This window comes from Arthrobacter sp. sptzw32 (assembly GCF_059089735.1).
Window position 1 is genome coordinate 153,919 of sequence record NZ_JBNHEZ010000004.1, and the last position, 19,591, is coordinate 173,509.

The window sequence follows — 19,591 nt, forward strand, 5'->3', positions numbered from 1 at the left end:
AACGCGGCACAACCACACAAGTAATGCCCCCACCCCCGATGGTGGGGGCATTACTGTCCATAAATGCAGGTTGCTTCTTTGCCAAAGGCGGTCGCTCAGTAGCTGGCGGGGGTGCCGCCGTCGGCTTGCTGGATGTATTGGGCGGCGAGGGCCTCGGAGCCTCGGGCGAGGAGCGCGACGTCGGCGCCCACCAGGATGAACCTGGCGCCGTTGGCAAGGTAGTGGCGGGCGGTGTCGGGGTTGAAGGCGTTGACGCCGGCAGGTTTGCCCGCGGCTTTGGCAGCAGATAGGCAGTGTTCGACGGCGGCACGCACCTCGGGGTGTTCCTGCTGTCCCAGCAGGCCCATGGATGCGGCAAGGTCCGACGGGCCAACGAAGATGGCGTCCACGCCGTCGACCTTCAGGATGTCCTCGACCGCGTCCACCGCCGTCGTCGACTCAATCTGGACCGTGACGCTGATGGTCTCATTCGCTCGGGCGAGGTAGCCAGGGACCCGGTTCCAGCGGGCGGCCCGGGCAAGGGCGGAACCAACGCCGCGGATGCCTTCGGGCGGGTAGCGGGTGGCCGCGACAGCGGCTTCTGCCTCGGCCACCGAGTTGATCATGGGGATGAGCAGGTTCTGCACGCCGAGGTCCAGGTATTGCTTGATGATCACGGTGTCGTTGACCGGCGGCCGCACGAGGGTGTGGACCGGGTAACCATGGGTGGCCTGGAGCTGGGCGAGGATGGATTCCAGCCCATTAGGGGAGTGCTCCGCGTCCACCAGCAGCCAGTCCAGCCCGGATCCGGCGCACAGTTCTGCAATGAGTGGGCTGCCGGAGCAGACCCACATCCCGGCCAGCGGACGGCCTGCCTGACCCTTTTGCTTTTGCTCAGCGAGGGCGTCGCGGAAGGTGGGTTCTAATCGAAGCGGCATGTGACACTCCCGAGGGGTCCGTAGTCGGCGTGGACGGTGTCGCCCTTGTGAACCCAGAGCGGGCGGGTGAAGGATCCGGCGAGGATGATGTCGCCGGCCTTTAGCGAGTCCCCGTGCGCGGCAATTTTGTTCGCCAGCCAGTGGACGCCGTTGGCCGGGTGGTCCAGGACCCCGGCTGCGACGCCGGTTTCCTCCACGGTCTGGTTCTTGTAGAGGATGGCCGAGACCCAGCGGAGGTCCACGGCGTCCGGCTTCACCGGGTTCCCTCCAATCACCATCGCGCCCATCGCGGCGTTGTCGGAGATAGTGTCCACGATGGTCCGGCCCTCCATCTCAATCCGCGAATCGAGGATCTCGAGGGCCGGGACCACATAGTCGGTGGACTTCGTGACATCGAAAATGGTGACGCCGGGCCCCTTGAGCCCGTCCTTGAGGACAAACGCCAGCTCCACCTCAACCCGCGGATGGGTGTAACTGTCCCACTCCACCGAGCAGCCGGATTCCAGCACCATGTCACCGAAGATGGCCCCGTAGTCCGGTTCGGTGATACCGGTGGCGTCCTGCATGGCCTTGGACGTAAGGCCGATCTTGCGGCCCACCAGCGTTCTTCCGGCCTCCTCGTTCCGGCGGCGCCACAACTGCTGGACGGCGTAGGAATCCTCCACGGTCATCTCCGGGTACCGGGCCGTCAGGCGTGGAACAGGGGTCCGGGTCCGGGCCGCCTCCAGCAGTTCGTCGGCGATGGCCTCAATCGTCTGGGCATCGAGCATGGCTACAGCTGCGCCCCCAGCTTGAAACCGGTCCGGTCCCCGTCCGGGGAAGCGTCCTTGCGCGTGTAGGAGAAGCCGTCCGCACCCACGGTCACGGCCATTTCACTCTTTTCCTCGCGTTCGATGACCGGTTGGGGGTTGCCGTCCAGGTCCAGGACGAGGGAGGCTTCGGTGTACCAGGACGGGACGACGGGGTTGCCCCACCAGTCGCGGCGCTGGTTGTCGTGGACGTCCCAGGTGATGGTGGGGTTGTCGGGGTCGCCGGTGTAGTAGTCCTGGGTGTAGATCTCGATGCGGTGGCCGTCCGGGTCCAGGATGTAGAGGTAGAAGGCGTTGGAGACGCCGTGCCGGCCGGGCCCGCGTTCGATGCGGTCGCTGATGCGCAGGGCGCCCATCTTGTCGCAGATCTGGATGATGTTGTGCTTCTCGTGGGTGGCGAAGGCGACGTGGTGCATGCGGGGGCCGTTGCCGCCGGTGAGGGCGGTGTCGTGGACGGTCTGTTTGCGGTGCATCCACGCGGCGTAGGTGACGCCGTCGGAATCCTTGATGTCCTCGGAGACGCGGAAACCGAGGTCCTCCAGGTAGGCGCGGCCGCGGGGGACGTCGGGGGTGACCTGGTTGAAGTGGTCCAGGCGCACCAGTTCGCCGGCGGAGTAGAGGTCGTAGCGCTGGGTGAGGCGCTCGACGTGCTGCACGTCGTAGAAGAACTCGTACGGGAAGCCCAGCGGGTCCTCCACGCGTACGGAGTCGCCGACTCCCTTGGTGAACCCGTCCTTGCGGCGCTCCACCCGGCAGCCCAGCTCGCGGTAGTAGGCCTCGGCGGCGTCCACCTCGGCGGAGGACTTCACCCGGTAGGCGAAAGCGGCGACGGCGGCGATGGGTCCCTTGCGCAGCACCAGGTTGTGGTGGATGAACTCCTCCAGGGAACGCAGGTAGATCGCGTTCTCGTCTTCCCCTGTGACGTGCAGGCCCAGGACGTCCACGTAGAACTCGCGGGACTTGGCGAGGTCCGTGACCACGATCTCCATATAGGCACAACGGACGATATCCGGGGCCGTAACAGAAGGGGTGGGAACAAAGCTGGTCATGATGGTCTCTCTTCTTCGAAAGCAGGTTTGTGGGGACCCAACTGACTCGCAGTAGGTGTCGTTTTGGAGCCTCAAAACGACAACAAATGTGAGCTACTTGGGCTGCCAGGGCCTGGTTGGGTGGTTAGCCTTCGTTGGCGGCGGAGGTTTCGATGCTGCCGAATTTGGGGGTGTGGACGGTGCCGAGGGTGATGTGGACGGCTTGCTGGTCGGTGTAGAAGTCGATGGAGCGGTAGCCGCCTTCGTGGCCCAGGCCTGAGGCTTTGACGCCGCCGAACGGGGTGCGCAGGTCGCGGACGTTGTGGCTGTTCAGCCACACCATGCCGGCCTCGACGTTCTGGGAGAAGTTGTGCGCGCGGGTGAGGTTCTGGGTCCAGATGTAGGCGGCGAGGCCGTATTTGGTGTTGTTGGCCAGGGCGAGGGCTTCGTCGTCAGTGTTGAACGGGGTGATCGCCACGACGGGGCCGAAGATTTCCTCCTGGAAGATCCGGGCGTCGGGGGCGACGTCGGCGAACACGGTGGGTGCGATGTAGTTGCCTTCGGGCAGGTGGTCCGGGCGGCCGCCGCCGGCCAGGAGCCGGCCTTCGGACTTGCCGATCTCCACGTAGGAGGCCACCTTTTCGAAGTGCTCCGGGTGGACCAGGGCGCCCACCTGGGTCTTGGGGTCGTGCGGATCACCCACCACGATGTTCTTGGCGCGGGCGGCATACTTCTCGCAGAACTCGTCGTAAATGGCGCGTTCGACCAGGATGCGGGAACCGGCGGTGCAGCGTTCGCCGTTGAGTGAAAAGACCCCGAACAGGGCCGAATCGATCGCGGCGTCCAGGTCTGCGTCAGCGAACACCACACAGGGGGACTTCCCGCCGAGCTCCATGGACAGGCCCTTGAGGTTCTCAGCCGCGTTCCGGAAGATCGTCTGGCCGGTGGTGGTCTCGCCGGTGAAGGAGATCAGCGGCACGTCCGGGTGCTTGACCAGCGCGTCGCCAGCTTCCTCGCCGAGACCGTTGACCAGGTTGAAGACGCCGTCGGGCAGTCCCGCGTCCTTGAAGATCGTGGCCCACAGCGAGGCGGACAGCGGGGTGAACTCGGCGGGCTTGAGGACCACGGTGTTGCCGGTGGCCAGCGCCGGGGCGAGCTTCCAGGACTCCAGCATAAACGGGGTGTTCCACGGGGTGATCAGGCCCGCGACGCCGATCGGCTTGCGGTTGACGTAGTTGATCTGCGAGCCGGGGACCTTCATGGCGTCGTCGAACTGCGCCACGATCAGGTCCGCGAAGAAGCGGAAGTTCTCGGCCGCACGCAGCGCCTGGCCCTTGGCCTGGGTGATTGGCAGGCCGGTGTCGAACGTTTCCAGTTCTGCGAGGCGGGCTTCCTGGGCCTCGACGGCGTCGGCGATCCTGTTCAGGATGCGGGCGCGTTCACGGGGCTTCATCTTCGGCCATGGGCCGTTGACGAAGGCCTCACGTGCGGCGGCGACGGCGAGGTCGATGTCCTCTTTCTGGCCGGCCGCAGCAGTGGCGTAGTTCCGGTTGGAGACAGGGTCCAGGACGTCGAAGGTCTTACCGCCCACGGAATCAACGAAGTGGCCGTTGATGTAGTGCTGGATATGGGTGGGAAGGTCTTCAGGAACGTAGTGCTTGGAGGTCTCTGTTGAGGTCGTCATCATTGAAGTCCTAAATGTGTTTGGTTCGGGCAAGGTAGGCGTCCAGGGTGGCGGAACGGTGGAGACGGGCGGCTTTTTCGATGGTGTCGGCGTCGGCGCCGGTTTCGAAGAGCTTCAGCAGGGCCTCGTGCTCGTCCACCGAGTCATGCGCACGGCCGGGAACGAAGCGGAAGGTGGAGGACCGTATTGCTGCCAGCCGGTTCCAGCCGCGGTGCACCAGGTCCAGGATGTGCGGGTTGGGGCATTGCTCGAACAGGACGCTGTGGAAGTCTCGGTTCAGCTGGGTGAACCGGACAGGGTCGAAGTGGTCCAGGCACTCCCGCATCTCCTCGTTCACCGCACGGGCACGGGCGATGGCCTCTGCATCGATCAACGGGGCGGACAGCGCAGTGGCGGCCCCTTCCACGATGCTCAGGGTCTGCATCGTGTAGAGGTACTCCGTGGGGTCGATGCCGGCTACGGTTGCACCGACGTTCCGTTCGAACGTCACCAGCCCTTCGGCCTCCAAGCGGCGGATGGCCTCTCGGACCGGAACCACACTGAAGCCGAGGTCCTTGGCGATGCTGCCCAGGACCAGGCGGTACCCAGGGGTGTACGTTCCTTCCACGATGCGGGCCTTCACTGCTTCGTAGGCCTGTTGGGATTTGCTGCCGACGGCGGCCACCGGAAGGCGGGTCAGCGCTGCTTCAGTCATCAGATGCCTGTTCCGCTGGAAGGTTGAGTGCTTCCCATTCCTTATATCTGGCCTGCCAGTCCGCGTTCATCGGGTACAGGCCGTCCACGCTGTGGCCCTGCCGGACCATCTCGAAGATGAAGGTTTCTTCCTTTTCCTGCTGGATGCAGTCATCCACCAGTTCCTCCGCCATCGCTGGTGGGATCACCAGGATGCCGTCCGAGTCAGCCACGATGATGTCACCGGGCTGAACCGTTGCGCCGCCGCAGGCGATGGTGATGTCCGTATCCCAGGGGATGTGGCGGCGGCCGAGCACCGCGGGGTGCGGGTTGGCGAAGTACGTGGGCATGTCCAGCCCGGCGACGGCGGTGTAGTCCCGGACGCCGCCGTCGGTGATGATGGCCGCGGCGCCACGGACCTGGGCTCGGAGGGCGAGGATGTCGCCCACGGTTCCGGTACCTTTTTCGCCGCGGGCTTCCATGACCAGGATTTCGCCTTCTTTGACGGAGTCGATGGCCTTCTTTTGGGCGTTGAACCCGCCGCCGTAGGTCTTGAAGAGGTCCTCGCGGTTGGGCACGTAACGCAGGGTCCGGGCCAGGCCCACCACGCGCCGGTCCGGCCGGGTGGCCTGGAGACCGTCAATGCTCACGTTGTTCAGGCCGCGCTTGCGCAGCTGGGAAGACAGGGTGGCGGTGGCGACGCTCTCAAGCTTGGCCTTCAACCCAGGGGTAAGGACAGGTCCGACGGCGGGGAGCCCCGCGGCTGCGCGGGAGCCGTAGGCCTCTTCCCGCTGCAGGTCATCAACCTTGGGGCCGGCACCAAAGTCCGCGAACGGCGTCGTGCCTTCCTCCACCCGGGTGACCAGGCGGCCTGTGGTGAGGTCCCCTGCGGAGACCTCCACCTCCAGGACGTCTCCCGGCTTGGCCACGGAAGCGCCCGCGGGGGTGCCGGTGAGTATGATGTCGCCCTCCTCGAGGGTGAGCAGCTGGGACAGGTCCGCCACCAGGCGGGCGAACGGGAAGAGCAGGTCCTCGGTGGAGTCGTCCTGAACCAGCTCGCCGTTGTGCCAGGTGCGGATGCGCAGTTTGGCGGGGTCCACGGCGTCTGCCGGGATCAGTGCCGGGCCCACCGGGGTGAAGCCGTCGCCGCCCTTGGAACGGAGGTTCGAGCCCTTGTCCGCCCAGCGCAGGTCATAGACACCGAGGTCATTGGAGGCGGTAACGGCCCCGACGTGGCTCCAGGCGTCCTCGATTCCTACCCTGCGCGCAGCCTTGCCGATGATCAGGGCAATCTCACCCTCGTAGCCAAGGAGCTCGCAGCCGGCAGGACGTTCTACTGTGCTGCCGGTCACGGCCAAAGAACTTGGGGGCTTGAGGAAGTAGGACGGCTGGGCCGGAGTCCGCCCCCGCTGGGCGGCGCGGCTGGGGTAGTTGATATGGACGGCGATCACTTTCCGTGCTGCTGCCAAGGTGTCCCCATCGACCTGCTTCAAAACGTCTCCTTGATCAGTGCGAAATCGTATACGATCACTATCGCTTCCCAAGCGCGGCCCGTCAACCCCCTTCACCCTGCCTCGTTTTAGCTTCCTTGTCGTCCACATCACACGTGACGTACAGTGTTGGTCGGCAGCAGCTTTTCTCATATGGAAATACAAATTCCATTATCGAACAACCTTCCGGCCGCAAAGCCGCACAATGAAGTGAGGAATTCCGTGCAGTTTCACCACCACGGTTATGTATCCGGAGACCCGCGGATAAAGCCCGCCGCCGGCGTCGGCATCGACCGCCCCGCCGGGCTTCCGGACGAAGTGGACGTGCTGATCGTCGGGACCGGCCCGGCAGGAATGCTCGCCGCCGCGCAGCTCTCCCAGTTTCCGAACATCACCACTCGTATCATCGAGCGCCGTCCCGGCCGGCTCGCAATCGGCCAGGCCGATGGCATTCAGGCCCGCAGTGTGGAAACATTCCAGGCCTTCGGTTTCGCCGAGCGTATTATCGCCGAGGCCTACCGGATCACCGAGATGGCCTTCTGGAAGCCGGACCCGGCCCACCACTCCAACATCATCCGGACCGCCCGCACCGTTGACGACGAGATGGGCATCAGCGAGTTCCCGCACCTCATCGTCAACCAGGCCCGTGTGCTCGACTACTTCGCCGAGGTCATGGCCAATTCACCTACGCGGATGAAACCCGACTACGGCTACGAATTCCAAGGTTTGGAGGTCACCGACGGCGGCGACTACCCGGTCGCCGTGACCCTCCTCCAGACAGCCGGTCCCAACGAGGGCCAGGAGCGGATCGTGCGGGCCAAATACGTGGTGGGAGCCGACGGCGCGCGCAGCAAGGTGCGCCAGGCCATCGGCTGTACCCTCGCCGGTGACGCCGCCAACCACGCCTGGGGCGTCATGGACGCCCTCGCCGTCACAGATTTCCCGGACATCCGCACCAAGTGCGCCATCCAGGGCGCCGAGGGCAGCATCCTGCTGATCCCCCGGGAAGGCGGGCACCTGTTCCGCATGTACGTGGATCTGGGACAGGTAGACCCCGCCACTCACCACGCGGTGCGCAACACCACCATTGAGGAGATCATCGCCAAGGCCAACGCCATTTTGCACCCCTACATCCTGGATGTCCGCAACGTCGCCTGGCACAGCGTGTACGAGGTGGGCCACCGCCTTACCGACAGGTTCGACGACGTCCTGCCGGAGGACCGTGGCACCCGCACCCCGCGGGTGTTCATCACCGGGGATGCCTGCCACACCCACAGTGCCAAGGCCGGCCAGGGCATGAACGTCTCCATGCAGGACGGTTTCAACATTGCCTGGAAGCTGGGTCACGTCCTTGAAGGCCGCAGCCCCGAAAGCCTGTTGGCCACCTACTCCCAGGAGAGGCAGGTGGTGGCCAGGAACCTCATCGACTTCGACAAAGAGTGGTCCGCCATGATGGCCAAGAAGCCCGAAGAGTTCGAAAACCCCTCGGACCTGGAGGACTTCTACGTCCGCACCGCCGAATTCCCTGCCGGATTCATGACCCAATACGCGCCGTCCATGCTGGTGGGCACCGCACACCACCAAGAGCTGGCCACCGGCTTCCCAGTAGGCAAGCGCTTCAAGTCCGCTCCCGTTGTACGGGTGGGTGACACCAACCCGATCCACCTGGGCCACCACGCCACGGCGGACGGCAGGTGGCGGATCTATGTCTTCGCCGACGCCGCGCCGGCGGGGGAGGCAACAGGTGTGGCTGACTTTGCCGGGTGGCTCGCGGACTCGCCGGAATCGCCGCTGGCCGCAACGCCGTCGGACGCTGATCCTGACGCTTGGTTCGACGTGAAGGTGATTTACCAGCAGCCGCACACCGCCGTGGACATTAGCGCAGTTCCCGCGGTGTTCAAGCCGCAGGTGGGCCCGTTCAAGCTGACCGACTACGAAAAGGTGTACGCCACGGATCCGGCCGCCGACATCTTCGAACTGCGCGGCCTGGACCGCGGCGGCGTGGTGGTAGTGGTGCGGCCGGACCAGTACGTGGCGAACGTGCTGCCGCTGTCGGCAACGGTTGAGCTGGGCGAATTTTTCGCACCCCTGCTGAAGCCGCGCCACACAGCAGATCAGCCGCTGACGGTCTGACGTGTCCTGTACTCGGCGGCCGCATACACGCCGAGGACGCGCACCTCGGTGGTGAAAAAGTCCAGTTCCTCGAGGGCCAGCTTCAGGGGCAGGTCCTCGGGGTGTCCTTCAACGTCGGCCATGAACATGGTGGCCGCGAACTCGTTGCCCACCATGTAGCTTTCGAGCCGGGTCATGTTCACGCCGTTCGTGGCGAACCCGCCCAGAGCTTTGTACAGGGCGGAAGGGACATTCCGGACACGGAACACAAAGCTGGTGACTGCCGGCCCGGGCAGTTCGTTCCGTCCCGGCAGTTCCGTTTCCCGGGCAAGGACCACAAACCGGGTGGTGTTGGAGGGATCGTCCTCCACCCGTGAGGCCAGCACTTCCAGGCCGTAGATCTGGGCGGCCAGCGGGGGAGCGAGGGACAGCTTGCGGGGATCGTTCCACTCGCTGACTTCGCGCGCGGAACCGGCGGTGTCACCGGCGATGACAGGCTTGAGCCCGTGCTTCCGGATGAGGCGGCGGCACTGGCCAAGGGCATGGATATGGCTGTGGACTTCAGTGGCGTCCTCGATGGTGCTGCCCGGGATGCCCAGCAGGTCGAAGTGGATGGGCAGGAAGAACTCGCCCACAATCTGCAGGTTGGACTGGGGCAGCAGAACGTGGATGTCCGCCACCCTGCCGGCGATCGAATTCTCAATGGGGATCATGGCCAAGTCCGCCTCGCCGCCGGACACCAGTTCGAAGGCGTCCTCAAAGCTCGCGCACGGCACGCTTTCCAGTCCGGGGAACATCTGCTGGCAGGCGATATTGGAGTTGGCGCCGGGCTCACCCTGGTACGCAATCTTCTGAGGCATGATCCGTATGGTTTCACGGCCCGCACCTGCAGACCCAACTGGCAGCGCTAAGTGTCGTTTTTGAGCGTCAAAACGCCAGGGCCTGTTGGGGAGGCGCTCAGATGGAGGTGACGCGCAGCCAGACGTATTGCCGTGGCAGGAGCGTGACGCCTTCGTCCAGCTGCAGCACGGCCTCGGAGAGGAGGTCGACGGCGGCAGCTGAGTAACGTGCGAAGGTTTCTGGCGGCAGGGTCTGCGGCACATCGCTGAAGTTGGCAAGTGCCAGAATCAGGGTAGGCCCGCCGGGCCGCTGGTAGGCCAGGACGGAGCGGTTGTTGGTGGCGAAGTCGATCAGCCGGGTGCCGGCCAGCTCAGGAGTGGCTGCCCGGACCTCGATCATGCGTTTCATGCCGGCGTAGATTGCACCTTCCGGAGTGGACGGGTCCAACCGGTGCTCGTATTGCTCTTCGGGGAAGCGGGGCCGGTGGACCCAACGGCTGTCAGCTTCGTGGCCCTCCTCCCGGTCGTAACCGTAGTCGTTGACCTGGCCCACCTCGTCGCCCAGGTACAGCAGGGGGATCCCGCCTGTGCTGAAGGCAATCGAGTGGGCCAGGAGGATCCGCTCCACCGCCTCAGCCGGGCTGACCTCCATGCCGCACAGCGACGCCGTCGTACCCGAAATCCTGCAGTCACCGGTTTTGGGGTTGTCCTGGAAAGGAACCCCGCGGGCGAAGCTGCCGGGGAAGCGGTTGACGTAGAAGGAATTCAGGAAGCGGCGGTGGTCGTAGCCGTTGATGCCCAGTTCTGCGGCGTCCTCGTCGGCGAATGTCCAGCCGATGTCATCGTGGCTGCGGACGTAGTTGACCCAGGACGTGCCCTCGGGGATGTTGTGGCGGCGCTCCAGTGCCTGTGCCAGCAGTGAGACGTCGCGGGTGGCCAGGGATTCCCAGATCAGGGCCATCTGCAGCGGGTTGTAGGAGATTTGGCACTCAGCGGGGTCGATGTAGAGCGCCACCTCATCCGGATGGACGATCGCCTCGGACTTGAACAGCAGCGACGGGGCAGCCAGCCTGCACACCGCGTTGAAGCCCTGGAGCAAGGTGTGGGCTTCCGGGAGGTTTTCGCACGGCGTGCCGAGCTTTTTCCAGATGAAGGCCACGGCATCCATGCGCAGGATGTCCACGCCCTGGTTGGCCAGGAACAGCATCTCGCCGGCCATGGCGCGGAAGACCGCGGGGTTGGCGTAGTTCAGGTCCCACTGGTAGGTGTGGAAGGTGGCCCAGACCCAGCGCCCGTCCTCCATCTGAATGAAGGATCCCGGGTGGTTCTCAGGAAAAATTTCACGCACGTTCTGCTCGTAGGCGTCCGGCATGGTCCGGTCCGGGAAGATCCAGTAGTAGCCGCTGTATTCCGGATCGCCGGCTGCGGCGCGCCTGGCCCACTCGTGTTCGTCGGAGGTGTGGTTGAAGATGAAGTCCACTACCAGGCTGATGCCGTTCGCCCTCAGCTCGGCGGCCAGTGACCGCAGCTGTTCCATCGTTCCCAGCTTCGGGTTCACGTCGCGGTAGCTGGAGACCGCGTAGCCGCCGTCCGAGTGCGGCTCGGGGGCCAGGAACAGCGGCATGAGGTGCAGGTAAGTGAGCCCGAGTTCCTTGAAGTATGGGATGCGGGCGCGGACTCCTTCCAGGCTTTCCGCGTACCGGTCCACGTAGCAGACCCCGCCCAGCATGTCGTTGGACAGGAACCAGCCGCTTTTGGCCTCCCGTTCGGCGTCGAGGACCTTCAGCTCCTCCGGACGTTCCTGCCAGGAGCGGGCGCTTTGCAGGACCAGCGCCGTTAGCTGGTCCAGCCAGTCGGCGCGGGAGCCGTACAGCGAGTGGAAAAGGCGGCAGAGGTCAGGAAAGTGCCGGTGGAACCGCTGCTCGAAGTCAGCTCCTGCGGTGAGGTGCGCTCCTGCAAGTGCGCGGACGACGTGCTGCCGCGCCGTTTCGTCCACGCTGACGGATTCCTGCATTGCTTTTCCCCTTCCGCACTCCGGCCGGCTGATCCGGCATGCACTGGTTACGGCAGTATGCCACGGCGGGCGGCACTGTGCGCGAGCGGGGCAGCGGCTCCACGACGCGCCAGAACCAATGCGGATGCAAAGAGTGCTACCAGGACAACCGCTGCCAGCCAGGCCCCCTCAACGGTTCGGGGCCAGATCCCCGCCAGGCCAAGGAAAGCGGGGACCGTGGCAGTCGCCGGGCTGGCCAGGACCAAGGCCCACCCGATGAGCGGCTCCAGGCGTCCCAGCCCCAAAGCCATTGATCCGAACATCAAGGCCCAGAGAACTGCCCACGCCAGCCACAATACGGCCAGCAAGGGATCAGTCCCACGCCAGGAAGCGGCCAGCAGCAGCCCGACAAACGCAACCATGCCGCAGAACCACCCCAATCCCTTCGAGCCCAGGTTCAGCAGGACGTCCAAACCCACGTAGACGTACGTCAGGCCGAACAGAACCATGCCCGCTGCGGTGGGCAAAGTGGCGGCAGGGCCGCCTTCAGCCAGGAAAACGACGGCCAGCACCAGTTGGATGGAGCCCACCACCAGGCTCAGCACGGCCGCGTCGCGGCGCGGCAGGTGCCCCAGCAGGGCGAGGCCATTAACCAGCAGTGCGGCGCCGGAGAGGAGGAGGCATATGTGCGGCATCAGAACCCGCCCTCGCCTTCCGGCCCAGCCGCTGCGGGTTTCATAAAGTGGAATTTTGTGATCACATTATGGAGGTTAGCTGTGGGCTCGGGTGCTCGCCTAACGAGCTCAAGTCGTAATCGGATAAGTCGAAACCCAGACCGGGACAGCGCTGCCTCGCTTCGCCGTCCCGTGCCAGGCCCAGTAAGGAATAGTTCATGGACGCACGGTTGGAGGCCATCAGGGACACGGTCCTGGCCCGTAACCCCGGCGAGGCGGAATTCCACCAAGCCATTACAGAGGTCTTCGAAAGCCTGGAGCCGGTCCACGACAGACACCCCGAATTTCTCGAAGCGGCCATCCTGGAGCGGCTCTGCGAACCGGAACGGCAGATCATCTTCCGGGTGCCGTGGACTGACGATGCGGGACGCGTGCAGATCAACCGCGGCTTCCGGGTGGAGTTCAGTTCCGCCCTGGGACCGTACAAAGGCGGCCTGCGGTTCCACCGCTCCGTCTACCTGGGCATTGTTAAATTCCTTGGCTTTGAGCAGATCTTCAAGAACGCGCTCACCGGCATGCCAATCGGCGGCGGCAAGGGCGGTTCCGACTTTGACCCCCGCGGCCGCAGCGACGGTGAAGTCATGCGGTTCTGCCAATCCTTCATGACCGAGCTTTACCGCCATATCGGCGAATACACAGACGTTCCTGCCGGCGACATCGGGGTGGGCGGACGCGAAATCGGCTACCTTTTCGGCCAGTACAAGCGCATCACCAACCGCTACGAGTCCGGTGTGCTCACGGGCAAGGGCATCTCCTGGGGCGGCTCGCTGGTCAGACCCGAAGCCACGGGTTTTGGCACCGTGATCTTCACCCAGGAGATGCTGAAGACGCGGGGCACGTCCTTTGATGGCCAGCGAGTTGTGGTCTCCGGCTCCGGCAACGTGGCCATCAACGCGATTGCCAAGGCTCAGGCGCTGGGTGCCACAGTGGTGGCCTGCTCGGACTCGTCCGGTTATGTGGTGGATGAGGCCGGCATTGACGTGGCCCTGCTCCGCGAGGTGAAGGAGGTGGAACGAGGCCGCCTGAAGGACTACGCCGAACGCCGCGGCGGCACCTCCTACGTCGAAGGCGGCACAGTCTGGGACGTAAACGCCACCGTGGCGTTGCCCTGCGCCACCCAGAACGAGCTCGACGGCGATGCTGCCGCCCGGCTGGTCCGCAACGGGCTCCTCGCCCTCGGCGAGGGTGCGAACATGCCGTCCACCCGGGGCGCCGTGGCAGTGTTCCAGGAATCCGGTGTGCTGTTCGGTCCGGGCAAGGCGGCCAACGCGGGCGGCGTGGCGACATCGGCCCTGGAGATGCAGCAGAACGCCAGCCGTGACTCCTGGTCCTTTGAGCATACGGAGGAGCGGCTTACCGAAATCATGGTGGGCATCCACCACCGCTGCGCGTCCACTGCGGACGAGTACGGTGACCCGGGCAACTACGTGCTCGGCGCCAACATCGGCGGGTTCGTCAAAGTGGCCGACGCGATGCTGGCCCAGGGGTTGATCTAGCGGGAACCCCTCATCGGTTCCTGCCCCTGGCAGCCACACTCCACCGGCCTGCGAGTTGTCCTTGCTTTACGACGGCGACCTCATCCACGAGGTTGATCGCCAGGCACACGTGGTTGGGGATGGCCCTCAGCCGGGTGCCGATGGGCGGTGGTGCCCCGCGGCCGTTCCATTCCACCGTGGCGTGGTGCTCCGAGAGGGCTATGATGCGGGCATCGGGGTGATCGATCAGCCGGCCAAATCCAGTTGCCCAGGATGGGCGGTCACTGCCCAGGATCTTGCTGCCGGCGTCAATAATGAAGCGCGCAGGGGCTCCCGCCGGAGTGTCATGGTGGCTGACCACGGTGGCGGCGACGGTAAGGGCGATGTCTTCCAGGGCGCACCGGCCAAGCTCTAATTGCTGGGCGTCACCAAAAACATAGACGCCGGGACGCACCTCGGTGGCAGCGGATTCTTCCGTGAGCAGCGCCGTGGGGGTGGATCCACCGCTGCGGACCTGCGCCTCGAACCCGGCTTCGGCAAGTGCCTCTGCCGCCCGCCTCAGGGCTGCCTGCTCCTGCGCCGCAGCCTCGGCCGGCATTCCTGGGGCGTAGCTGTGGCCCGGGAAGGTGAACACACCTGCTACCCGCAGGCCGGCGTCGGAGGCTGCCCGCGCCACCGCAGCCGCGGCTTCCGGCACCACCCCGCTGCGGTGGTGGCCGCTGTCGATCTCCGCCAGCACGCTGACGTTCTCCGCGACGTGTCCCAGGGCGGCTCCCAGCGCGGCGGCGCCAGCCGGGGAGTCCACGCCGACGGCGACCGTAACCTTTTCCGCCAGGCGCGCCAGCCGGGCGGCCTTTACCTGCGACAGCCACAAGGGGTAGGCGATGAAGATGTCCTGCACCCCGGCCGATGCGAAAACTTCCGCTTCGCCGATGGTTGCCACTGTCAGCCCCACTGCACCGGCAGCGAGTTGGCGCGCCGCTATCTCCGGGATTTTGTGGGTCTTGGCATGCGGCCGCAAGGCAAGGCCCTTGGCCCGGACTGCCTGGGCCATCTGTTCAATGTTCCGGTCCAGGACCTCCACGTCCACCAGGATTTCCGGGGTATCAACTTCCGGGGGAATAGTCATGCTTCGCCATCTTAGGAGCTGCCGGGCAGCACGGTGTGGAACCTCATTCCTCCTCGAACCAGTCCCGTGCGGGGTTGGTCACCTCCGGACCCGAACGGTGCCGGCCGGGCTGGGCCGCCCACTGCACGCCGTTCGCCAGGACCCGCTGGATCTGCGGGTGGTGATACACCGGGTATTCCTGGTCGCCGGGACTGAAGTAAAAGATGCGGCCCTTACCGCGGGTGAAGGTGACGCCGGACCGGAACACTTCACCGCCGGCGAAGGAGCTGATGAAGATCAGGTCGTCCGGGTCCGGAATGTCGAACAACTCGCCGTACATCTCCTGCTCCGGGATGACAATGGGGCTGTCCACCCCCTCCGCAATGGGGTGCGACGGCTTTACCGTCCACACGAGCTCCCGCTCGCCGTCGTTGCGCCAGGCCAGTGAGCAGCTGGTGCCCAGCAGCCTGGTGAACACCTTCGCAAAGTGACCCGAGTGGAGCACGATCAGCCCCATCCCGCCGAGCACGTGCCGGTGGACGCGTTCGACGACGGCGTCGCTCACCTCGTGATGGGCGATATGCCCCCACCAGAGCAGGACGTCCGTTTCCGCAAGCACCTCCTCGTCGAGGCCGTGCTCATCGTCGGTGGCGAGGACCGCCGTCGTAATATCTGCTTCCGGGTAGTAGGAGCGGAGACCGGCGGCGATGGCGCCGTGGATGCCGTCAGGGTAGATCTCGCCGATGTGGGACGGCTCGTTGTTGGCCTCGTGGACGCCCTCGTTCCACACCCGGATTTTCAGTTTGCCGTTCATTAGAGACGAACCTCCCTCTGCTCCAGCGCGGACTGGTAGCACGCGTCGATGATCTGTGCCCGGTAGAGCGCCAGGGAGCCGTCATGCTCCTCCCAGACTGCTTGCCCGCCGCGCACGGCTGCCACAAAATCCTCCACCACTCCGTCATGGGCGCGGCCGGGCAGCACCGGCGGCACGTAATCGGCGCTTTCACCGTCCTTTTCCGTGAACACCCGCAGCTGGCCGACGGGCGGGAAAGGTGCCCCCTGCACTTTGAGCTCGGCCCCGCCGTCGGTCCCGTACACCGTGAAGTCCAACAGGTCGTCGGTTTCGCGATAGGTGGCCCAGCTCGCCTCAATCAGCAGTGTCCCGCCGCCCTCAAGGCGGAGGAAAGCGGACGCGAAGTCTTCCACCTCGAAAGCGTGGCTGGAAGCCAACGCGGAGTACTCGCTTCCGCCGCCCCGCCCCTGCGGGCCCAGTTCTGAGTGGGTCGCGGCGGACACGGCCACTACTTTGGGTTCGCCGAGAAGGTGCAGGGCGTAATCGAGCGCGTGCACGCCGATGTCCGCCAGCGGTCCGCCGCCGGCGAGCTCCGGGTTGGTGAACCAGCTGCCCAGCGTCGGGATGCCCGAACGGCGCAGCCAGGATGCCTTGGCATAATATGGCCGCCCCAGGCCGCCGTCGTCAATCACGCCCTTGAGTGCCTGGATGTCACCGCGGCGGCGGTGGTTGAAGGCGACGTCCAGGACGCGCCCCGCCTTCCGCGCCGCGTCAACCATTGCCCGGCCCTCAACCGCGTTGCGTGCGATGGGTTTCTCGCTGAGCACGTGGAGTCCGCGTTCCAGTGCGGCGACGGTGATAGGTGCGTGCAGGAAGGTAGGCACTGCCACGCTGATCGCGTCCAGGCCGCCGTGCTCCAGCATCTCCTCCCATTCCGCAAAGGCGTTCGGAATGGAGTACTCGGCCTGCAGCGAACCGCGGAGTTCCTGCTCCATCCCTGCCAGCGACACGATCCTCACGCCCGGCAGCGAAGCGTAGGCCTTAAGGTGCTGCTGGCCCGCCCAGCCGATGCCCACCACCCCGACCCGCAGTTCCTGGGCGCCTTCAGTCCCCTTTTCTGCCTCCGCTGTCTCAGTGGCTGGGATTGGCTGTCCGGGTGGCTGCTCGTTTTTCACGGATACTTCCTTTTCCTTGGTGGCGGGAGCTTTCGGCGCGGCGGGACTGTCTGGGTTTTCCCCAGCATAGTCCGGGCCATCTCGGAAACGGCCGGCGAAGCACCTGCAAGCACCGTGACTCCTGAAACTCGCAGATGAATGACTGAAACGACCATTTAACGCGCAGGAAACCTGCCCAAAAATGGCCGCCATACAGTTGGAGCACGACGGCAATAGCCGCCCCTCCGCTCAACGTGGTACTGGACCCGCGTTCCTCCTCCGGAGCGGCTCTGACGGCAACTTCCGTTCTCTCTTCGCATCACGAAAGGGGTTTCCCATGGATTCGGGAAATGTCGCTTGGATTCTGGCCAGCTCGGCGCTGGTCTGCATGATGATCCCCGCCCTGGCCCTGTTCTACGGGGGAATGGTGGGGTCGCGCCGCATTCTCAACATGATGATGATGTGCTTCGGCGGCGCCAGCCTGGTGGCTGTCCTCTGGGCGCTTTTCGGTTATTCGATGGCTTTCGGAAACTCGGTAGGGGGCCTGGGACTGATTGGTGACGTCACCGAGTTCCCCGGCATGGCGCAGCTGCTCCCGGCGGATGAGGGCGCTTCCATCCCGGTGGTCCTCTTTGCCGCGTTCCAGCTTTTCTTCGCGTGCGTCACCACCGCTTTGGTGGCAGGGGCAGCCGCCGGCCGCATGAAGTTCGGCGCCTGGATGCTGTTCGCCGGCATCTGGGCCACCATCGTCTACTTCCCCATCGCGCACTGGGTGTTCGCCTTCTCCTCGGCCGACGGCAGTGTGACCGGCGGCTGGATCGCGAACGGCATCAAGGCCATCGACTTCGCCGGCGGTACCGCAGTCCACATGAACGCCGGCGCCGCCGCCCTTGCCTTGGCCTTGGTCCTGGGCAAGAGTTCAGGGTGGCCGAAGGTGGAGCACGCCAAGCCGCACAGCCGCCCTCTGGTGCTCATCGGAGCCGGGCTGCTGTGGGTGGGCTGGTTCGGCTTCAACGCCGGTTCCGCGCTTTCTGCAGGCCAGTCCGCGTCCGTGGTTTTCCTGAACACCGCAGTCGCGGCTTCTGCCGGCCTCCTTGCCTGGGCCCTGGTTGAACGCCTGCGCCGCGGCGCAGCTACCAGCATGGGCGCGGCGTCCGGCCTGATCTCCGCCCTGGTGGCCATCACGCCTGCCTGCGGCGCCGTCAGCCCTCTTGGGGCGGTGGCCATCGGCGCCATTGCCGGGGCCGTCTGCTCCCTTGCGATCGAACTGAAGTTCCGCCTGGGCTATGACGATTCGCTCGACGTCGTGGGCGTGCACCTGGTGGGCGGAATCCTCGGCACCCTGCTGATTGGCTTGTTTGCTACTGACGCAGCACCCAACGGAGTGAACGGACTCTTCTATGGCGGCGGCGTCGAACTCCTCGGTGTCCAGTCGCTGGCGACTGTGACGGTGCTCGCCTACTCCTTCGGCATCACGTGGATCCTGGCGAAGATCCTGGACCGCATCGTTGGCCTGCGGATCAAGCCGGAGGACGAGATGCGGGGCATCGACCTCGCCGCGCACTCGGAGCTGGCATACCTCACCGATGAGGATCCGGTGGAGCTTGGTTCGCCGCAGCGGACCTAGGAGCCACTGAGAAGTCCGGGTGGAGGCGCCCGGCACACGGATCAGGCGGAGGGCCAGGCCCTGGACCGGTGCCGGCAGCAGCTGGCTTATAGTTCCAGGGTTTGGCCCTTTGTCATACCAGTTCAGTGTTCGGTGCAGATAAGGATGCCGTCGCGGACTTCCAATACCGCCGCTCTGACGTGGCTGAGGCGGGTCCGGGAATCAGGTGCCATCGTGCTGATGTCCTCGCCGCCCCAGTGCGGGTGCGTGAAGTAGACCACCAATGCGCGTTCCTTCCCGTCTTCACCAACTGCCAGGGGAACCACATCCGCGTGGCGTCCGACGACGGGCCTTCCGTCCACGTGCTCGGGCCGCGTCAGGATAAGCCCGTCCAGGTACTCCTGCCGGGCCCAGTTTCCTGCGGCATCGGCCGAGCGGTAGATGGCCTGGCCCCGCCATTCGTCCACGATCATCCAGTAGGTTCCCTCAAGGCGGAAGACCTTGGGTCCTTCGTGGGGACGGCCGGGGATGGTGAGTCCTTCGGGAACCCAGGACGAGGGGTCCCGGGGGGTGTCGCTCACGGCGCTGTACGTGTTGGAGCCACGGGTCTCGTCTTTGTACCAAAGGCGGTAGCGGCCGTCCCCGCACAGTGCGACGGCGGCGTCGATGACCCTCGGCGAGTCCAGGCCGATGGCGCCGAGGTACTGCCAAGCGACAAGGTCCCGGCTGCTGAACTGGACAATCGACGCGTTGCCGGTCCAGTCCGTCCGGACTTCGCCCAGCACCGTCAGGTACATGACCCACTCGTCCCCGACACGTACGACGTCGGGCGCCCACAGGGTTGCCGGCAGTGCCGTTTGAGGGGGCACCAGTCCGTCCACGGTGCCTTGGTAGCGCCAGTTCCGTCCGCCGTCGGAGGACCGTGCAACGCCGATAGCTGTGCCGTGAACCCATTCCACCCCCGACAGGCCCGGTGCCGTGGCACGGCGCTGGGTATAAAAGAGCACCCACTCGCCGGCGAGGTGGTCCGGAACCAGGACGGGATCGGTGGGCCCGTCCCAGACAGGATCCCGGTAGGGAGTCCGGAAGGCGTCCGGGCGGAGCGGCAGCAGGTTCGAAGATGGAAGGATCCCGGTTCCGGCCTGCTGCTGTTGCACGTCTTCTCCAACGTTGTAGT

At 65.3% G+C, this 19,591-nt stretch carries 16 protein-coding genes; 3 read left to right on the forward strand and 13 right to left on the reverse strand.

The window, feature by feature from the left end; translation table 11 throughout:
• Positions 1-95: 95 nt before the first annotated feature.
• The 6 genes from AC5RVN_RS09670 to AC5RVN_RS09695 form a co-directional block, all read right to left on the reverse strand.
• On the reverse strand, positions 96-917 hold the full coding sequence (locus AC5RVN_RS09670) for an HpcH/HpaI aldolase family protein (protein WP_494137774.1): 822 nt from the start codon (positions 915-917) through the stop codon (positions 96-98).
• The gene (gene hpaH / locus AC5RVN_RS09675; protein ID WP_494137775.1) at positions 902-1,687 is read right to left on the reverse strand and encodes a 2-oxo-hept-4-ene-1,7-dioate hydratase; all 786 of its coding nucleotides are present in this window, start codon (positions 1,685-1,687) and stop codon (positions 902-904) included. The genes AC5RVN_RS09670 and hpaH overlap by 16 nt, the downstream gene beginning before the upstream one ends.
• A gap of 2 nt (positions 1,688-1,689) precedes the next feature.
• Entirely contained in the window at positions 1,690-2,775 is a 1,086-nt protein-coding gene (hpaD, locus tag AC5RVN_RS09680) for a 3,4-dihydroxyphenylacetate 2,3-dioxygenase (RefSeq protein ID WP_494137776.1), read from the reverse strand.
• 124 nt (positions 2,776-2,899) lie between these two features.
• Complete coding sequence (hpaE, locus tag AC5RVN_RS09685; protein WP_494137777.1) at positions 2,900-4,438, reverse strand: 5-carboxymethyl-2-hydroxymuconate semialdehyde dehydrogenase; 1,539 nt, start codon at positions 4,436-4,438, stop codon at positions 2,900-2,902.
• A 10-nt stretch (positions 4,439-4,448) separates the two neighbouring features.
• Entirely contained in the window at positions 4,449-5,132 is a 684-nt protein-coding gene (locus AC5RVN_RS09690; RefSeq protein WP_494137778.1) for a GntR family transcriptional regulator, read from the reverse strand.
• A complete protein-coding gene (locus AC5RVN_RS09695) occupies positions 5,125-6,603 on the reverse strand; it encodes a fumarylacetoacetate hydrolase family protein (protein ID WP_494137779.1) in 1,479 nt (492 codons plus the stop codon). The genes AC5RVN_RS09690 and AC5RVN_RS09695 overlap by 8 nt, the downstream gene beginning before the upstream one ends.
• A gap of 219 nt (positions 6,604-6,822) precedes the next feature.
• Here AC5RVN_RS09695 and AC5RVN_RS09700 point away from each other — a divergent pair, with 219 nt between their 5' ends.
• Positions 6,823-8,733 carry an FAD-binding monooxygenase gene (locus tag AC5RVN_RS09700; protein WP_494137780.1) on the forward strand — a complete coding sequence of 637 codons (1,911 nt, stop codon included), beginning with the start codon at positions 6,823-6,825 and terminating at the stop codon, positions 8,731-8,733.
• Here AC5RVN_RS09700 and AC5RVN_RS09705 read toward each other — a convergent pair.
• The 3 genes from AC5RVN_RS09705 to AC5RVN_RS09715 all read right to left on the reverse strand — a co-directional run bounded on the left by AC5RVN_RS09705 (position 8,715) and on the right by AC5RVN_RS09715 (position 12,239).
• On the reverse strand, positions 8,715-9,572 hold the full coding sequence (locus tag AC5RVN_RS09705) for a prephenate dehydratase (RefSeq protein ID WP_494137781.1): 858 nt from the start codon (positions 9,570-9,572) through the stop codon (positions 8,715-8,717). The genes AC5RVN_RS09700 and AC5RVN_RS09705 overlap by 19 nt on opposite strands.
• Before the next feature lie 97 nt (positions 9,573-9,669).
• Positions 9,670-11,565 (reverse strand): amylosucrase, encoded by a 1,896-nt coding sequence (locus tag AC5RVN_RS09710; protein ID WP_494137782.1) that lies wholly within the window; start codon positions 11,563-11,565, stop codon positions 9,670-9,672.
• A gap of 47 nt (positions 11,566-11,612) precedes the next feature.
• The gene (locus tag AC5RVN_RS09715) at positions 11,613-12,239 is read right to left on the reverse strand and encodes an AmiS/UreI family transporter (protein ID WP_494137783.1); all 627 of its coding nucleotides are present in this window, start codon (positions 12,237-12,239) and stop codon (positions 11,613-11,615) included.
• A gap of 197 nt (positions 12,240-12,436) precedes the next feature.
• Between AC5RVN_RS09715 and gdhA the strand changes: the two genes are divergently transcribed.
• Positions 12,437-13,774, forward strand: coding sequence for an NADP-specific glutamate dehydrogenase (gene gdhA, locus AC5RVN_RS09720; protein ID WP_494137784.1), 1,338 nt, complete (start codon positions 12,437-12,439; stop codon positions 13,772-13,774).
• A gap of 10 nt (positions 13,775-13,784) precedes the next feature.
• Here gdhA and AC5RVN_RS09725 read toward each other — a convergent pair whose 3' ends face one another.
• The 3 genes from AC5RVN_RS09725 to AC5RVN_RS09735 are packed head-to-tail and all read right to left on the reverse strand — an operon-like array spanning position 13,785 to position 16,799.
• Complete coding sequence (locus tag AC5RVN_RS09725) at positions 13,785-14,882, reverse strand: alanine racemase (protein WP_494137785.1); 1,098 nt, start codon at positions 14,880-14,882, stop codon at positions 13,785-13,787.
• A gap of 43 nt (positions 14,883-14,925) precedes the next feature.
• Positions 14,926-15,675 carry a ThuA domain-containing protein gene (locus tag AC5RVN_RS09730; protein WP_494105011.1) on the reverse strand — a complete coding sequence of 250 codons (750 nt, stop codon included), beginning with the start codon at positions 15,673-15,675 and terminating at the stop codon, positions 14,926-14,928.
• A complete protein-coding gene (locus AC5RVN_RS09735) occupies positions 15,675-16,799 on the reverse strand; it encodes a Gfo/Idh/MocA family protein (protein ID WP_494105146.1) in 1,125 nt (374 codons plus the stop codon). Before AC5RVN_RS09735 ends, AC5RVN_RS09730 begins: the two co-directional genes overlap by 1 nt.
• A 346-nt stretch (positions 16,800-17,145) precedes the next feature.
• Between AC5RVN_RS09735 and AC5RVN_RS09740 the strand changes: the two genes are divergently transcribed.
• A complete protein-coding gene (locus tag AC5RVN_RS09740; RefSeq protein ID WP_494105012.1) occupies positions 17,146-18,435 on the forward strand; it encodes an ammonium transporter in 1,290 nt (429 codons plus the stop codon).
• Positions 18,436-18,557: 122 nt separating this feature from the next.
• Here the strand turns inward: AC5RVN_RS09740 and AC5RVN_RS09745 are convergent, their stop codons facing one another.
• The gene (locus AC5RVN_RS09745) at positions 18,558-19,571 is read right to left on the reverse strand and encodes a glycoside hydrolase family protein (protein WP_494137786.1); all 1,014 of its coding nucleotides are present in this window, start codon (positions 19,569-19,571) and stop codon (positions 18,558-18,560) included.
• Between the last annotated feature and the right edge of the window lie 20 nt (positions 19,572-19,591).

What these genes read in the sequence shown, in the direction of transcription:
- AC5RVN_RS09670 (WP_494137774.1), bottom strand. Translation starts at nt 917, where the DNA reads ATGCCGCTTCGATTAGAACCCACCTTCCGCGACGCCCTCGCTGAGCAA.
- AC5RVN_RS09690 (WP_494137778.1), bottom strand. Translation starts at nt 5,132, where the DNA reads ATGACTGAAGCAGCGCTGACCCGCCTTCCGGTGGCCGCCGTCGGCAGC.
- AC5RVN_RS09715 (WP_494137783.1), bottom strand. Translation starts at nt 12,239, where the DNA reads ATGCCGCACATATGCCTCCTCCTCTCCGGCGCCGCACTGCTGGTTAAT.
- AC5RVN_RS09730 (WP_494105011.1), bottom strand. Translation starts at nt 15,675, where the DNA reads ATGAACGGCAAACTGAAAATCCGGGTGTGGAACGAGGGCGTCCACGAG.
- AC5RVN_RS09725 (WP_494137785.1), bottom strand. Translation starts at nt 14,882, where the DNA reads ATGACTATTCCCCCGGAAGTTGATACCCCGGAAATCCTGGTGGACGTG.
- hpaE (WP_494137777.1), bottom strand. Translation starts at nt 4,438, where the DNA reads ATGACGACCTCAACAGAGACCTCCAAGCACTACGTTCCTGAAGACCTT.
- AC5RVN_RS09705 (WP_494137781.1), bottom strand. Translation starts at nt 9,572, where the DNA reads ATGCCTCAGAAGATTGCGTACCAGGGTGAGCCCGGCGCCAACTCCAAT.
- gdhA (WP_494137784.1), top strand. Translation starts at nt 12,437, where the DNA reads ATGGACGCACGGTTGGAGGCCATCAGGGACACGGTCCTGGCCCGTAAC.
- AC5RVN_RS09710 (WP_494137782.1), bottom strand. Translation starts at nt 11,565, where the DNA reads ATGCAGGAATCCGTCAGCGTGGACGAAACGGCGCGGCAGCACGTCGTC.
- hpaH (WP_494137775.1), bottom strand. Translation starts at nt 1,687, where the DNA reads ATGCTCGATGCCCAGACGATTGAGGCCATCGCCGACGAACTGCTGGAG.
- AC5RVN_RS09740 (WP_494105012.1), top strand. Translation starts at nt 17,146, where the DNA reads ATGGATTCGGGAAATGTCGCTTGGATTCTGGCCAGCTCGGCGCTGGTC.
- hpaD (WP_494137776.1), bottom strand. Translation starts at nt 2,775, where the DNA reads ATGACCAGCTTTGTTCCCACCCCTTCTGTTACGGCCCCGGATATCGTC.